13 protein-coding genes are annotated in these 13,705 nt (G+C 58.1%); 6 read left to right on the top strand and 7 right to left on the bottom strand.

The features are described 5' to 3' along the window. The 5 genes from AC1D10_RS34700 to AC1D10_RS34680 all read right to left on the bottom strand — a co-directional run. On the bottom strand, window positions 1-253 hold a 253-nt coding region (locus tag AC1D10_RS34700), incomplete at its 3' end, for a hypothetical protein (protein ID WP_477279696.1). Window positions 254-642: 389 nt separating this feature from the next. Next, window positions 643-1,968: an HlyD family type I secretion periplasmic adaptor subunit gene (locus AC1D10_RS34695; RefSeq protein WP_477279694.1), complete on the bottom strand. Its 1,326-nt coding sequence runs from the start codon at window positions 1,966-1,968 to the stop codon at window positions 643-645. 8 nt (window positions 1,969-1,976) lie between these two features. Then, window positions 1,977-3,731, bottom strand: coding sequence for a type I secretion system permease/ATPase (locus AC1D10_RS34690; protein ID WP_477279692.1), 1,755 nt, complete (start codon window positions 3,729-3,731; stop codon window positions 1,977-1,979). Window positions 3,732-4,224: 493 nt separating this feature from the next. Further along, the gene (locus AC1D10_RS34685; protein ID WP_477279691.1) at window positions 4,225-5,091 is read right to left on the bottom strand and encodes an ATP-dependent DNA ligase; all 867 of its coding nucleotides are present in this window, start codon (window positions 5,089-5,091) and stop codon (window positions 4,225-4,227) included. Between the two features lie 649 nt (window positions 5,092-5,740). Then, window positions 5,741-6,028, bottom strand: coding sequence for a KTSC domain-containing protein (locus AC1D10_RS34680; protein ID WP_477279689.1), 288 nt, complete (start codon window positions 6,026-6,028; stop codon window positions 5,741-5,743). Between the two features lie 963 nt (window positions 6,029-6,991). On the opposite strand from AC1D10_RS34680, the gene AC1D10_RS34675 reads away from it, so the two are divergent. The 3 genes from AC1D10_RS34675 (at window position 6,992) to AC1D10_RS34665 (ending at window position 8,437) form a co-directional block, all read left to right on the top strand. Continuing rightward, window positions 6,992-7,243, top strand: a complete 252-nt coding sequence (locus AC1D10_RS34675; RefSeq protein ID WP_477279687.1) for a hypothetical protein — start codon at window positions 6,992-6,994, stop codon at window positions 7,241-7,243. 377 nt (window positions 7,244-7,620) lie between these two features. Beyond that, window positions 7,621-7,953: a hypothetical protein gene (locus tag AC1D10_RS34670; RefSeq protein ID WP_477279700.1), complete on the top strand. Its 333-nt coding sequence runs from the start codon at window positions 7,621-7,623 to the stop codon at window positions 7,951-7,953. Next, window positions 7,907-8,437 (top strand): YciE/YciF ferroxidase family protein, encoded by a 531-nt coding sequence (locus AC1D10_RS34665; RefSeq protein WP_477279685.1) that lies wholly within the window; start codon window positions 7,907-7,909, stop codon window positions 8,435-8,437. The genes AC1D10_RS34670 and AC1D10_RS34665 overlap by 47 nt, the downstream gene beginning before the upstream one ends. Window positions 8,438-8,495: 58 nt before the next feature. Here the strand turns inward: AC1D10_RS34665 and AC1D10_RS34660 are convergent, their stop codons facing one another. Beyond that, on the bottom strand, window positions 8,496-8,846 hold the full coding sequence (locus AC1D10_RS34660) for a cysteine hydrolase family protein (RefSeq protein ID WP_477279683.1): 351 nt from the start codon (window positions 8,844-8,846) through the stop codon (window positions 8,496-8,498). A gap of 716 nt (window positions 8,847-9,562) precedes the next feature. Here AC1D10_RS34660 and lov point away from each other — a divergent pair. Both lov and xth read left to right on the top strand, forming a co-directional pair. Further along, window positions 9,563-10,597: a blue-light-activated histidine kinase gene (lov, locus tag AC1D10_RS34655; RefSeq protein WP_477279681.1), complete on the top strand. Its 1,035-nt coding sequence runs from the start codon at window positions 9,563-9,565 to the stop codon at window positions 10,595-10,597. A gap of 92 nt (window positions 10,598-10,689) precedes the next feature. Continuing rightward, the gene (gene xth / locus AC1D10_RS34650) at window positions 10,690-11,469 is read left to right on the top strand and encodes an exodeoxyribonuclease III (RefSeq protein WP_477279679.1); all 780 of its coding nucleotides are present in this window, start codon (window positions 10,690-10,692) and stop codon (window positions 11,467-11,469) included. A gap of 238 nt (window positions 11,470-11,707) precedes the next feature. Here xth and AC1D10_RS34645 read toward each other — a convergent pair whose 3' ends face one another. After that, on the bottom strand, window positions 11,708-11,956 hold the full coding sequence (locus tag AC1D10_RS34645) for a DUF6894 family protein (RefSeq protein WP_477279677.1): 249 nt from the start codon (window positions 11,954-11,956) through the stop codon (window positions 11,708-11,710). Between the two features lie 1,157 nt (window positions 11,957-13,113). Between AC1D10_RS34645 and AC1D10_RS34640 the strand changes: the two genes are divergently transcribed. Continuing rightward, complete coding sequence (locus AC1D10_RS34640; protein WP_477279675.1) at window positions 13,114-13,692, top strand: methyltransferase domain-containing protein; 579 nt, start codon at window positions 13,114-13,116, stop codon at window positions 13,690-13,692. Window positions 13,693-13,705 lie beyond the last annotated feature (13 nt).

Raw genomic sequence — 13,705 nt, 5'->3', positions numbered from 1 at the left:
TCTTCAGATAATCGTCAGCGATCGCATTGCCGCGCTGGAGATAAACCTGCTCGCCGGTGCGCGCATACCAGACATAGTTGATGAAGGCACGGTCGTAATAGTTCGCCGAGGCCCAGTCAGCGCCGTCAGCCGCCCAGTGGCTGTCATCATATGCGGCGAAATCCTGCTCATACCGCGCGAACAAGCCCCCCAGCGAAGACGTTTCCGAAACCGAAATGGTCGGACCGACAAGCGAGATCAATAAGTCAGACATAAAATCCCATCCAAGGTGTGCGGTGAGCCCCCCACCCAGAATGCATCCCGGTTAGCGACTGGCGCATAGAAGGGCGGCGCAGCCGGGTACACAAAAAATGACGTCTCCCTCCAAAGGCTTGTTTGGGTCGGTGGTTTCTTTGAGCAATGGGGCCTGAATCTGGCACTGGCAGGGCAAAAATGCGGCGGGCGGAAAATGCCGCAGGAACAAAGGCTAAGAAAGGACCAGCTGTGGATACGCTCCTCCGAGGTGGAGGCCTGCTCATGACGCCGACGGTCGGACGGGGAAAGAATCAACGTCATGTCACCCGACTCGGTGTTGTGAAAACAGCGACTGACGATCCTGCGCCTCCATCAAGCGCCTTTGATTGGCGAGGTGCAAAGCGGATCCTAATTTTCCCGAAAGGCGCGCTGGAATGAATCCATCAAGGGCTTCGATAAGTATTCCAGGAAGGTACGTTCCCCTGTGGAAATGAAGGCCTCGACTGGCATGCCCGGGTAGACTTGCTCGGGTTTGACCTGCGGCGGAAGCTTGTCTGCCATTTTGAGACGCACCGTATAATAGGGCTGCCCGGTATTGGGGGTAATGAGGCGGTCTGCGGAGATGTAGAACACCTTGCCGGGAACCTTGGGCGTGGAGCGGGCATTAAGCGCCGTGAACATCATGTTCGCGTCCTGCCCAATTCGAATGGAATCAATGTCCTGCGGTTTGATCTGGGCTTCGATGATCAGGTCGTCGGTGGTCGGCAGGAGCTCCATTGCGACCTCCCCGGCGCGCATGACGCTTCCCTCGGAATTGTAGACGGAGCGCACGATGACACCGTCGACCGGCGCTCGGATCGTGGTTCGTTCGAGCACCGAGCGAGTGGCATTGATCTGCTCCTCCAGATCCGCAACCTGGGCCCGCGCCTTGTTGAGCTCAGCGACCGCGTCCTCGACCCGCCTTGTCGTCAGCCGCTCGATCTGCTGGCGCGCTTCAACGGTCTGAGCCACCGAACTCGCGATCTGAGCCTCCAGCGACCCGGTTTGGCCGACGAGCTCGGCGACGCTGCGAAGGAGATCTGAATATTCCGAACGTTTAGTGAGTCCCTTTTCCAAAAGTCCCTTCTTCCGGTTGGCTTCTTCGTTGACGATCGCCAGTTGATCTATGGCTGCCTTCTTCTGGGCCTTCAATCCCACGATGGAGTCCTGCAAAGCGGCTACGCGCTGCTTCAGGATTTCCTGTTCGGCGTTATGGCGCGCGAGCCTCGCCTGGAATTCCTTGTTCTGCTCCGTGAACACATCGCTGAACTCCGAGGTGCCCGCGTAGCTTCCAACGCCCTTCGGCAGGACGATTGCCGTCAGCCCGTCACGCTCCGCCTCAAGCCGCGCCATCTCGGCTCGTTCAACGATACATTGCTTGAGCGCGCGGTTGAGCTGCGCCTGTGCCAAGGTTGGGTCAAGCTGGATCAGGATCTGTCCTTGGCGAACCCGGTCGCCTTCCTTGAACCTGATCTTGTGGATGACACCGCCTTCGAGATGCTGGATCATGACGTTCTGACCGGCTGCCGCGACGACGCCCGGCGCAATTGTCGCGCCTGCAAGCGGCGCCATCGCGGCCCACAATCCGAAGGCAAACAGGAATGCGGCGACGGCTGCTCCACCTAGGAATGTGATCTTCTCTGTGCGGATATTGATGTCGCCCTGCCAGCGATAAATTTTTGCCGTGCTCTGCATAGCTCTACTCATGTGCCAACTCCGGCTGCGTCGGAGCGGGTGAAAGGCACGACAGCCTCCCCGCCGCGGGCTGCGGCGCCATCGGTCGCGGTCCAGCGTGACTTATCCTGTGCCAGACGGGCGAGCACGTCCTTCACCCGGCCATAAAGTTCAAGCTGGCCGTCGCGCAACAGCAGTATCCGGTCGCATTTGGCCGCAATGGACGGCCTATGCGTGATGATGAGAACAGTGGTTTCCCGAGAGCGCGCCTGGACGATAGCACGCTCGAGCGCCGCCTCGCCTTCCGCGTCAAGGTTGGCATTTGGCTCGTCGAGGATCAAGAGCCTGGGATCATTGTAGAAGGCGCGAGCAAGCCCGATACGCTGCCGCTCTCCGCCAGAAAGACGTACACCCATGGGACCGATAATCGTCGAGTAACCGTCCCTCTGGGAAACCACCATCTGGTGCACTTGCGCGTGCGCGGCCGCTTGGATCACCTTCTCGTCGGCTGCGTCACGGTCAAAGCGTGCGATGTTCTGAGCAATCGTGCCAGGGAAGAGCTCAACCTCCTGCGGCAGGTAGCCGATGTGGTGGCCCAACGATTCCGGATCCCAGTTGCGGATGTCGGCGCCGTCGAAACGAACTGCGCCCGAGCGGGGCTGGATAGCGCCAACGAGGAGGCGCGCCAGGGTGGACTTGCCCGCACGGCTCGGCCCGATGATGGCGACGGTCTCGCCCGCGGCGACAGCGAATGAAAGGCGCTTGATTAGGGGCAAGCTACCCTCGGTCGCGCCCGGCACGTAATATACTAACTGCTCACTTGTCAGCTTGCCCCTCGGGGAGGGTAGCGCCACAGCCCGAGGACCCCGAGGCAGACCACCGAGGCTGGACACTCTTTTCCACGCCATACTGGCCTCCACGATCTGGCGCCAGCTGCCGACTATTTGGTCGAGTGGCTGCAGCGCCCGAGCCGAGATCATTGAGGACGCGAATATCATTCCAGCTGTCATTTGCTCATTCAACACGAGATAAGCCCCGACTCCGAGAATCGTGATCTGCAGAACCGACCGTGCAGTGCGGGACACTGCGCTATAGAATGTGTTGATCCGGGCGAGCCGATCGGCGGCACGGACCGATCCGGAAAAGCGCTCGCCCCAGAACTCCAGCGCATTGGTCGCCATTCCGAGTGTGCGAATGGTCTCGAAATTTCGCGCGAAAGCTTGCGCGGAGTTCATTGAGTCGGAAAGGTTGTCTCCCGCAGTTTTGCCGTGGCGTGAACTTGCGGCCTGATTGAGCAACGCGAGCACAATCATCAGAACCGCGCCGATAACAGTTACGAGAAATAGCAGGGGGTGAATGAAAAACAAAAGGACTACGAACAACGGCCCGAAGGGGAGATCGAAAAGGAAGTGGATCGTCCGCGAGGCAATGAAGCTCCGCAACGTGGCGAGATCCCGCAATGCTTGGACGTCGCCGAGCCCCGCGCGCGGGCCGTTCATGGCGGCGAGAAAGGACGGGCCTCCGTATGCTACATCCAGACGCGAAGCAAGCCGGCCGGCATATTGTCCGCGGACGATCTCGAGCGAGCCGAAACAAAACAGGGCAGCGAGCGCCAGAAACGTCATGTAAAGAAGAGTATCAATGTTATTTGCAGGCAGCACTCGGTCATAAACCTGAAGCATGTAGAGCGGCAGGACCAGCAGAAGGATATTCATGACCGCGGAGAATAGACCCATCTCAATCAGGATCCGCGACAATGCCGTTCTGTTCAAATTTGCTGGCATGCGTTGGTAACGTCTCCTAGAGATGGGCCGGGGGTCCGGTGATCTTATGAACCACACGACCGGCGTCGTTCGGCTGCGGTCCCTATTAAGGGCAAACCGCCTTAGCCGACTGTTGGAAAGCAGATAGCCGCAAAACCCGCCGCGCACTGGGCGCGGGCACACCTGGCTGGCTCCGCGCTAGCCGATATCCGCGGCAAACTCGCGCACAAATGCGTAGGTATTTTTGTCCCTCCACCAACGCCGATGCTGTGCCTTGATGTGGTCGGCTTCGTGACAGCCGTTTTTGTTGATTCTGTGTCAGCGAAACAAAATCCGAGCCTCGTCGAATTGCCGGAGGTGAGGAAAACAGTCTCCCTTTAATGCCTGTCGAATGAGGATCAGACGGATAATTGTAACCAATTCCGCATGTTGTGCCGACTTGGTAAGCGTCGGCCGACCATCCGTGTCGGTGGTGCGGCAGGAGGGTTGCGGCTCTCGACCGGGCGCGGTGCGTTCACTCGTCCTCCTCCCAGAAATCCTGTAGCGAGGCGTGGCGCAGCTGCTCCTCGCCTTTTAGGAACTTGACGCGGCCGACAAGGCCAGGCTTGAGCCATTCGGCGGTTTTATTCGCCAAAGCTATAGGCGGCGGAGCGCCCGCCTTGCCCTGCACACGATCCCAGAGCCGCTGGCGCTTATCGTGCTTGAAGGTGACAACGGCCCCGCCGACATAGCGACCTTGATCCGCCATGAGCACCATAGCTGGTTTGCCCCTTTCGCGTTTCACTCCTATGATTTCCATTTCCTTTTCGTCAAAGCACTTGATCTTGCGCCAGTTCATCGTCAGGCCGCTGCGATAAACGCTGTCCCTGCGCTTCGAAACCATGCCTTCACGGCCAGCTCGGTCAACGAGCCGGTAGACGACCTCACCGGTGCCATGCATCGCTTTGCTGAATTGAATCCGGCCAACGGCCGGGACCATGTCCTGCAGGATCTCGCGGCGGTCCTCCATCGGCATATCGCGCAGATCGTGGCCGTTGATGTGTAGGAGGTCGAACGCCACCAGATAGAGGTCCTGCGAAGGCCGGCGCTTGGTGATAGCCGATTGCAGGGCATAGAAATCGGACAGCCCCGCCTCATTGATCATGATGGTTTCACCATCCAGGATGAAATCTTCGGCTTCGATTGAGGCCGCCTCTTCAGCGAGGAATCGGTATCGGGCAGTCCAGTCGTAGCCGTTTTTGGTGAACAGGCGGATGCCATCGTCATCCTTGATCACCTGGGTACGGTAGCCATCGAATTTGATTTCATGACTCCACTCCTCGCCATCGGGCGGTCTGTCCTCTAACTCCGGCTCCATTGGCTTGATGAAATTCAGACGCATGAACTTACCCAATACCCGGGACTAAAATTAGCAATCTCTAAAATAGTTCCGGAGCATTTTAGGCAAATTGAATGTTTCAACCATTACGCGATCAAAAGAGCGACAAAATGTGCCGAGGTCCGAGAGTTGGCGACGAGATCACGCTTACGGCCACCATCCAGAAGGTGATGGAGGACGGCGTTTCGAGCGTCTTGGCCATCGACACGCCGAAAAAACCAGGGCCGGTCAGAAGGTCGAAATTAGCGATTTTGCCACTCGCGTCGATGATGAAACCATGAGACCCATACGATCACCAATCTCTCGACGATGTCGCGGGTGAGCGTTCACGTAGCTACATGGAACCCGGCGCCGGCTTTTCTGTTCTTTTGCCAGGAGGAACCGACAATGTCAGACGATGACAAAAGCAAAGTGATTTTCGCGACCGGAACCTGTAGCAGGCGACGAAGTCGGCTATCTCGCCAGTAAGTTCCAGCTTACGATCCCTGAAGTGCGGGAACTTATGAGAAAGCACGGCAACGACCCGGTGGAGCGTGAGGCAAAAGCCTAGGCAGGCGATGACGCCCGACAACAATGATAATTTCTACACGGGGCAGATTGATATGCGCGACCTTAGTCAGGTTTCTTGACACCGAGCGACCAAAGGTACGGTCTACGTTACGAGCCGAAATACAAAGCGGTTGCGTATGTGGTCGTTGAAATAGCGGCCCTTGGCAAAGGCTGATTTAAAACCGGCAAAGATCCCCGGCGGCACCTCCGTGAACTCATAATGCCTGCCGCTCGTCACAAACCATACCGAGAGAACCCTGGTTTCGGAATCATATTCGAACTTGCGTATCGAGGTCGACGGCATGGTGGCGGAAGTACGCGTTGCGCGGTAGGCGCGCCACTGAGGAAGAATGGCGGGCCGTCCGGTGTTCTGCTCGGCGAGGGAAACCAAGCGCCACCCAAACTTCAGTTTCGGAAACAGGTTCCGTTAATCCAGCAAAAAAACCGGATTGAACTGCGGCCTGCCACACCTTTCGGGTAGAGGCGGATCCGGCCAAGGGTTGCCCTTTCCTCGACCAGCAGCGCAGATCGCGCTGTCGCCCTCGGTTCCGCTATGCCAGCCTCACGGACACGTAGCCGTCCGCGAACGGGGCATGGTGCCGAGCATGTTGAACCGTGGTCGCGATACTGCTTCGCCCGCACATGCCGAGCAGCGGCGTGAAAGGGTCGATGGTGATGCCGCCCGTGGTGTTCGTGCGCGTCAGACCTTCAGAATTACATCTCGAGCGGAGTTTCTCGTCCAACCAAGCACCCGCTTTAAGCGGGATGCAACGCGCGGTCAGGGACGTTCCTAGCAGCGAGTTGTCAGGGCCGAACGACTGAGACGCCGCCGTGGTGATCTATGTGAGCCTGCTTGGGTACCGAAACGATTTCATCTAGCTGCTCGAAAGTGACTGCGCCCAAAGTCTCCAAGAAATTGCGTACACGGGTCATACTTTGACATAACCTGATCCTCTCCGGAGTGCTGGGGGACCTCGAGGAGGATCGGCTCTGATCAACGGTTCCAGGTCATTCGGAAAGTTGGGTCCATCGACCGGTAATCTCGGCAGCGGTTCCTTCTCATCCGGAGATAGCGCCGGGAGTATCTCCGCCACTTCGACCAGAACGTCCTTTACGAGTCCGTTCATCAGCGTGCCTATGCGAAGCTTCATCTCCCCCGAACTTCGCCGCTGCATCAAAGTTCCGGTCCCATAAAATGCACCCTGTTGAATTAGCATTTTCTGAAAGGAAAGCAATTTCTCGCAAGTCCATCCCATCGCGAACAGCCAGCCAGTGGTGCGGGGCGGAATCGGACCCGTTAAGGCCGCTGCTGCACTTACCTGGGCCGTAGTCGTCCAACCCAAAGGAGCGAACTGTGTCCACGGCGCGTCAGCAACATTGTGCAAATCGACGGCGGGGCAAGGTCGAGGTTGTCGCCGACGGCGTCCTGATCGGCATGGTTCGCGATGGCACCGTCAATGCGGTTGGCGGCTTCGGCTTCCCGGAAGGCGCTCCGGGCTCTGCCGGCCGCGCTACTGGCATTGTCAAGGCCGCCGAAGCATTGGTAGTGCATGAGTTTGATAATTGCGTTTCGCCTGTCGCCAGCCGTGTCGTGATGTGGCAATGAGGGCACCGAACTTACGGCGACCCGCGTCCAATCAGGCTTGAGGATGACCGCCGCTACGACCCTGCTTTCCACGCCACCGGCAAGCGGCGTCCGGTGCGCTGAGAACTGGCCCATTCGATAGAGAGCGTCGGTCAAGACAGCACTCATCCGCGAGCATCGACGGGCTGGCCAAAGTTTTGCGTGGTCCCAGGCATTGAAGACCTCGAACCCACGCTTGCTGAACTGCGCAAACTGGTCCCCGATTTGTCCGTGTTGGTCGCCCATGGCGACATGTACGCCTCCGAGATGGATGAGGCTATTGTGAACTTTGCCAACGGGGATGGCGACATCCGTCTGCAGACAAACATAATGGCTTGGACGTGCCACGTGCCAACACCATGGTCGTATTTCGAGCGGACAGGTTCGGGATGGCTCAACTGCACCAGTTGCGCGGCCGTGTCGGCCGGGCGGCTGCAAGGTTTGGCATGCTTGTTAACAGAGGCTGGAAACGGCATCGCGCCGGAAACGCACTCGCGGCTCTCGAACCACTGCTTGCTTTGACCGGTTCAGAGCTTGCCAGGTCAAAAGAAAATCAATCACACCTGATCTCCGGAGGAACCCGCCGCGACTATCCAAGTTGGATTAGCACCCGAAGGGGTGATTTTAACCAAAGGAGATTGTCAGATGGCAGCCACCAAGAAAGCCAGTGCCAGCGCCAAGGGTCTCGATGACTTGTTCCTCGACGGCCTCAGGGACATTTACTACGCCGAAAAGAAAATTCTCAAAGCCCTGCCTAAGATGGCCCAGGGAGCGGACGACCCCCAGGTGTCAGCCGCCTTCGAGAAACATCTTGTCGAGACCGAGGGCCAGGTCGAGCGACTTGAGCAGGTGTTCGATATCTTTGGCGTCTCCGCGCGGGGCAAGACCTGCCCTGCCATCGACGGCATTATCGAGGAAGGATCCGAAATCCTGGAGGAATACAAGGGTTCGACCTCGATCGACGCGGGCCTTATCGCCGCAGCGCAGGCGGTCGAGCACTATGAGATCGCACGCTATGGCACGCTGATTGCCTGGGCGACATCGCTGGGCAAGAATGACGTCGTCGAGCTCCTCAACGCCACACTCGAAGAGGAAAGGGCCACCGACGAAGCCCTGACCTCTCTGGGTGAGTCGGGGGTGAACGACAGGGCGGCCGAGCAGCAAAAAGCGGCTTGACCACCCAACAAAAAAAGGGGGCCACGGCGACATCGTCGTGGCTCTTACCGTTTGGGTGTCACCCATCTATCCAACAGTTTACAAGCTGCTTGGTGGTGGCGGTCTCGATATGCTGGCCGTAGCGATTGCTGAACAGCTCGATCATGGCATCATGGGCTTGATCGGAGGCGCTGCAGACCGCATCCTGGACCACGATTGTACGCAAGCCATAGTCTGCCGCCCCCAACACGGTCGAAAGCACGCACATCTCTGGTTCGCCGCCGGTGATGATGCAGCGCCGCTGCGCCAGTAGAGCGCGAAGGTCAGAGCCAAGCCAAGGAGAATACACCGGTTTGTCTATGACTGGCGCCGGGGGCGTAAACGCTCGAAGTTCCGGCACCAAGTCCACCTGTCCCGGGGCGGTGCTCAAGCGTCATGTCTGCTCATCGTTCATAATAGCGTTTCCAAGTCCCTGCCCGTCACCGGGCCGCCTGGTCGGCATAAACCGCGTGAAGACCAACCTCGACGGCTGCGTGATGCACAGGTCTACGATCCTGGGAAGCACACGTTCCTCCACGGCAATGACCACGGCGACGGCTCTCGGAACATCGCCTGCATGTCGACGCAGATGTGCACTGCATTGCTGCCGATGGGTTCCTCTCTCAACGTAGGGTCGGCAGCCATGTTAGTGCGAAAGCGAAAAATGCGATGGGTATTGCTGCGCATCGAACACAATACCTAGGCCATGAGCCACGGCGCTTGCGGCGATCACCAGCTCTCTTTTGGAAACCGGGCAGTGTTTCATAACAGCCAGGACGGCCGCCTCTGCCTGCCTCACCGACACAACATCGTGCCGCGTCTTCCGCACCCCACGTACTGTTCGATTAGCATTTTGAGGCGGCGCCCCTCTATCTCGTGTGACATCCTCGCTCTCCTCCCAAATCGACCACGTGCCCTTCGTGACACTCGCCGGCATTTCGATCGCTGTTAATTTGCGGCCTCGATCCTTGTTCCGCCGCTCGGACAGAAGACGTCGACTTCGTCACGATTGTCTCAAGATTGGCATCAGGAGCGAATTTGCTACCGGTCGGCAACGCTTCGGCGTCCCTCACGTTCAAGATCTTAGTCGCAGCCAAGGAAGCGTTAATGGGCAAAAAGGACCTATCCCAGATTCACGGTGATCAGCCGGCCGCAGTGACAGCGGATGTGCTTCCAGACCGTAAAGAGTTGGCAGCCATCGCCTTTCAGCGGACACGCATGCCGATGGTGGTGACCGATGCCACACAGCAGGATTACCCTATAGTACTAGCAAACGAAGCTTTCCTGAACTTGACGAGATACAGTGCAGGAGAGGTTCTTGGCAGGAATTGCCGGTTTCTCCAGGGTCCGGCAACATCCAAGATCGCCGTTTCCGAGATACGAGCGGCGATAAGGGAGGAGCGCGAGGCCAGTGTCGAAGTGCTCAACTACCGCAAGGATGGATCGGCCTTCTGGAACCAGCTTCATCTCAGCCCAATTCACGATGACAGCGGCCGCGTTGTGTATCACTTCGGCTCGCAGATCGACCGCACTGACTATCGCAGGATCCAGTCTCTCGAAGACTCCGAGCACAGGCTTCTGCTGGAGGTGGACCATCGCGCCAACAATGTGCTTGCCCTTGTCGACAGCATCGTTCGGCTTACTCGATCGGACGACGCTGCCTTGTATGCGGCCTCCGTACGGCAGCGTGTGCAATCACTGGCCCGAGCCCACACTTTGCTTTCCCGACGCGGCTGGCATCAGATTCCACTGCGGGAGGCCATTCGGACTCAGTTAGAGCCCTACGGGGCGAAACGGGCAGTTTTGAGCGGTCCGGATATCATGCTTGCAGCTCATGCGGTCCAACCGCTTGCGTTGTTCATTCATGAGCTCGCCGTAAACGCCGCATCGCATGGCTCGCTCTCGCAGGACACTGGTCAGGTCGCAATCAGTTGGAACGAAATTCCGCAAATCAAAGGTCTGGCGCTCGTTTGGGAAGAAACCGGAGGCCCGCCGCCTGCGGGTCTCCGAAAGGCAGGTTTTGGCACTGTGATCGCCGAAGCTACGATACGGCGACAGCTTCAAGGGTCTACCGAGCGGGAATGGTTAGACCGCGGTGTAAGAGTCGTCGTTGAGGTGCCGAACGTCACCAGCGAGACATAGCAACGCGTTCCCCGCACATGAGCGAGCAACGGTAGCGGCAAAATGCGTCGGTCCGCGCCGCCTCGATGTCCAAGCTCCAATAAGAGGTGCGAATGACCCGCATCGCAACTTTCAATGTAAACGGCGTCAACGGTCGGCTGCCGGTGCTTCTCAGGTGGCTGGATGAAACCAAATACGACATCGTGTGCCTTCAAGAACTCAAAACATCTGACGACAAGTTTCCGGTGGAGGCGATCAGCAACGCCGGATACGGCGCCATCTGGCACGGCCAGAGGTCCTACAACGGCGTTGCAATCCTTGCCCGCGGGACCGATCCCCTAGAACGCCGGCGCGGTTTGCCTGGCGATCCCGACGATACGCACAGTCGCTATATCGAGGCCGATGTAAATGCGCTTGTGGTTGGCTGCCTCTATCTGCCCAATGGCAATCCAGCGCCCGGCTCTAAATTCGACTATAAGCTCGCCTGGTTTGAAAGGCTCATCAGCTACGGTCGGTCGTTACTTAAAGCCGGTAGGCCAACCGTGCTCTGCGGCGATTATAATGTGGTTCCGACCCCACTCGATGCGGTCGTGCCAAGGCGATGGATCGGCGATGCTGTGTACTTGCCTGAAAGCAGGGACGCCTACCGCCAGATGCTCGCCCAAGGATGGATCGATGCCGTTCGTCACACTCATCCAGAGAACGCTATCTACACCTACTGGAACTTCTCCTATCGCGGCGGATATGACCGAAGTTCAGGACTTCGAATGGACCACCTTCTAGTGAGCCCTTCCCTCTCTTCCCATTTGCGGAGTGCCGGCGTCGATGTGGAGACACGCGGATGGGAGAAGCCAAGTGATCACGCGCCGGCTTGGATCGAAGTCGATGCGTAGGACGGCCAAATCTGAACCGCGTGCGCAATGCCATATGGCAGCTGCGAATGCGCGTTTTCTTCCTTCCCCGACTCCCTAGCACAACCGGTTAAGCGCGAAGCCGCTCCGGGCTTACATCGTATGAGGAGGCCGCGAAGAATGTCCGCGACCAACGGCGTTTACGCCCAGCGGTATCGGAATGTGCACGCCTCAAGCCGCGACTAGACTAACAAAGCGATCTTCCTGGCGGTCAATCGGGTTAATGGCTTGCCGTTGAAGGGTGGCCAGGTGCAGCCCTCCACTCGAGTGTGATGGTGAGGTGCAGATAGTGTCGGCCTACTTCATCACAAACGTTGAATTCGAAAGCGCGTTTAGTGCCGTCCGGATGTGATTCCCTCATGATCGCTGCGAGGGCTCGCAGTCCTGCCTCACGCGCGTCATGCACGTCGACAAGATCGTTTGGATCAGCGATATCGGCATCTGGTATGTCGAAGAAATATCTCGCCATTGCCGTCTAATTTGCGGAGTTGGAAAAGGTTCAATATTCGATTTTTACCAGCCGCGTGCCAGCACGATCCGCAGGGCATCGCTGTGATCGAACAATTGTAATTGAGATGCCACTTCCTCGCCATGTCGGAAGTTGTCATGCTGTCCCTGCGATCGGCCGGGTCGCAAAATTGCTGAGAGGTTAGGCGCTTGAATGAGGTTAGTAGGAGCGAGGTCGAGCGGATCGACCTATTGGCAGAAAGCGCCACTACCGACCTTCTGCGCCGCTCGTCGCTACCGTATTTGGAAGTTGCATCGCGGTATGCTTACACACCTCCGTGTGAGGAGGTGGCGGTTATCCTCGAAAGGATCTGCGGGAGTTTGGGTGACGGCGCCGACGGAGGAGAGATGGCGAGCGGATCGCCGGCCGAGCCGCCGCACCAGACGCGCGGAGGCCTCCATATCACATTGACCCGGTGGACTGCGCGGCGCCTTCTTGAAGGGCTCGACAATTTCAGACCCATGCCTGCTGTGAGGCAGTCAAAGCGCTGCTTTGCCAAAAACGGTTTGTACCGTCTTGCCGGACCTTGAACGACATCAAATCACGTAAAGGTCCCAATGCGCTGAAAGCGAGGCACCTGAACTGGTCTGTGCCCCTGAAACGGGAGGAAATCGCAGCGACGTTGCTCCCGGAGGGAACAAATCATCTCGCGGCAAATTCGTATCAGGCACGGCTGAATCGAGGAGGAGATGATGGGGTTCTTCGGCAAGTATTTTTCAGGTCTCTTGGGGAAAAAAGAACAGCCAGAAGAGCGCAGCGGCGACATGCGTAAGGCGACCGGGGCTGGCCCTGCATTGGCAGCTCACTCGAAGGACGCAAAGACTACTGCCCCAGCGGTCAAAACGCGACTGCAGCGAGGAAGCAATCTCGGTAACCATCACTCTCCCCTTTTGCCAGCGATCTGCTGTCCATTGAGCGGTCCTCGCGTTTGATTACAAAGCCACACCAACAAAGCCTTCAAGGAGCGACGTGATGACAGCCCAAGCAAGATCCTCGCCGCTTCATGGCTCCCAGGTGTGAATCGCAGGATGCGAGCTATCCCGGCACCTGGTTCGGTGGTCTTTGGAGACCTTGGCGAGGTCCAGCCCCTAAGCCGGAAATTTGGCGGCGATCGCGGCATGCCGCTTGACCGATACTACATCGAGAGTTTTCTGCGGCGGCATGCTGAGGACATTCAGGGGCGTGTCGCGGAAATTGGCGACAATGTCTACACGCTCCGTTTTGGCCTGGAGCGGGTTGTGTCTTCCGACATTATCGATTCGCCTGAGAGTTCTAATCCTAACGCCACAATGCGCATTGATCTTCAGAACGAGAATGCCCTGGAGGGCGGCCGCCTTGACTGCATCATTGTGACCCAGACGCTGCACATGATCTACGACGTGCGGGGTGCACTTGCCACGATCCATCGCGCCTTGGCGCCAGGAGGCGTTGTGCTGGCGACGGTTCCAGGCATCACCTCCATAGATGCTCATGACGGGCCAGAAAAGTGGTTCTGGGCCATGACACAGAGTGCTGCACGACGCCTGTTCGAGGAAAGGTTTGGCTCCGCCGCAGTGGAGGTGCAGCAATTCGGCAATGTTCTAGCCGCCACAGCCTTTCTGCAGGGCCTCGCTTTCGAGGAAATCGACCGCGCAAGCCTCGACGTTCTTGATCCCCTGTACCCTGTCATTACCGGGATCAGGGCCACCAGATTTTGATCCTTCTGTGGTC

This window comes from Mesorhizobium sp. P2_A8 (assembly GCF_056404935.1).
Note: the sequence above shows the minus strand (reverse complement) of the source record. Positions and strands in the feature narration are given on the sequence as shown.

Excerpts from the sequence above, each read along its gene's own strand:
- AC1D10_RS34695 (WP_477279694.1), bottom strand. The coding sequence starts at position 1,968 with ATGCAGAGCACGGCAAAAATTTATCGCTGGCAGGGCGACATCAATATC.
- AC1D10_RS34690 (WP_477279692.1), bottom strand. The coding sequence starts at position 3,731 with ATGCCAGCAAATTTGAACAGAACGGCATTGTCGCGGATCCTGATTGAG.
- AC1D10_RS34685 (WP_477279691.1), bottom strand. The coding sequence starts at position 5,091 with ATGCGTCTGAATTTCATCAAGCCAATGGAGCCGGAGTTAGAGGACAGA.
- AC1D10_RS34670 (WP_477279700.1), top strand. The coding sequence starts at position 7,621 with ATGGTCGTATTTCGAGCGGACAGGTTCGGGATGGCTCAACTGCACCAG.
- AC1D10_RS34665 (WP_477279685.1), top strand. The coding sequence starts at position 7,907 with ATGGCAGCCACCAAGAAAGCCAGTGCCAGCGCCAAGGGTCTCGATGAC.
- lov (WP_477279681.1), top strand. The coding sequence starts at position 9,563 with ATGGGCAAAAAGGACCTATCCCAGATTCACGGTGATCAGCCGGCCGCA.
- xth (WP_477279679.1), top strand. The coding sequence starts at position 10,690 with ATGACCCGCATCGCAACTTTCAATGTAAACGGCGTCAACGGTCGGCTG.
- AC1D10_RS34645 (WP_477279677.1), bottom strand. The coding sequence starts at position 11,956 with ATGGCGAGATATTTCTTCGACATACCAGATGCCGATATCGCTGATCCA.
- AC1D10_RS34640 (WP_477279675.1), top strand. The coding sequence starts at position 13,114 with ATGCCGCTTGACCGATACTACATCGAGAGTTTTCTGCGGCGGCATGCT.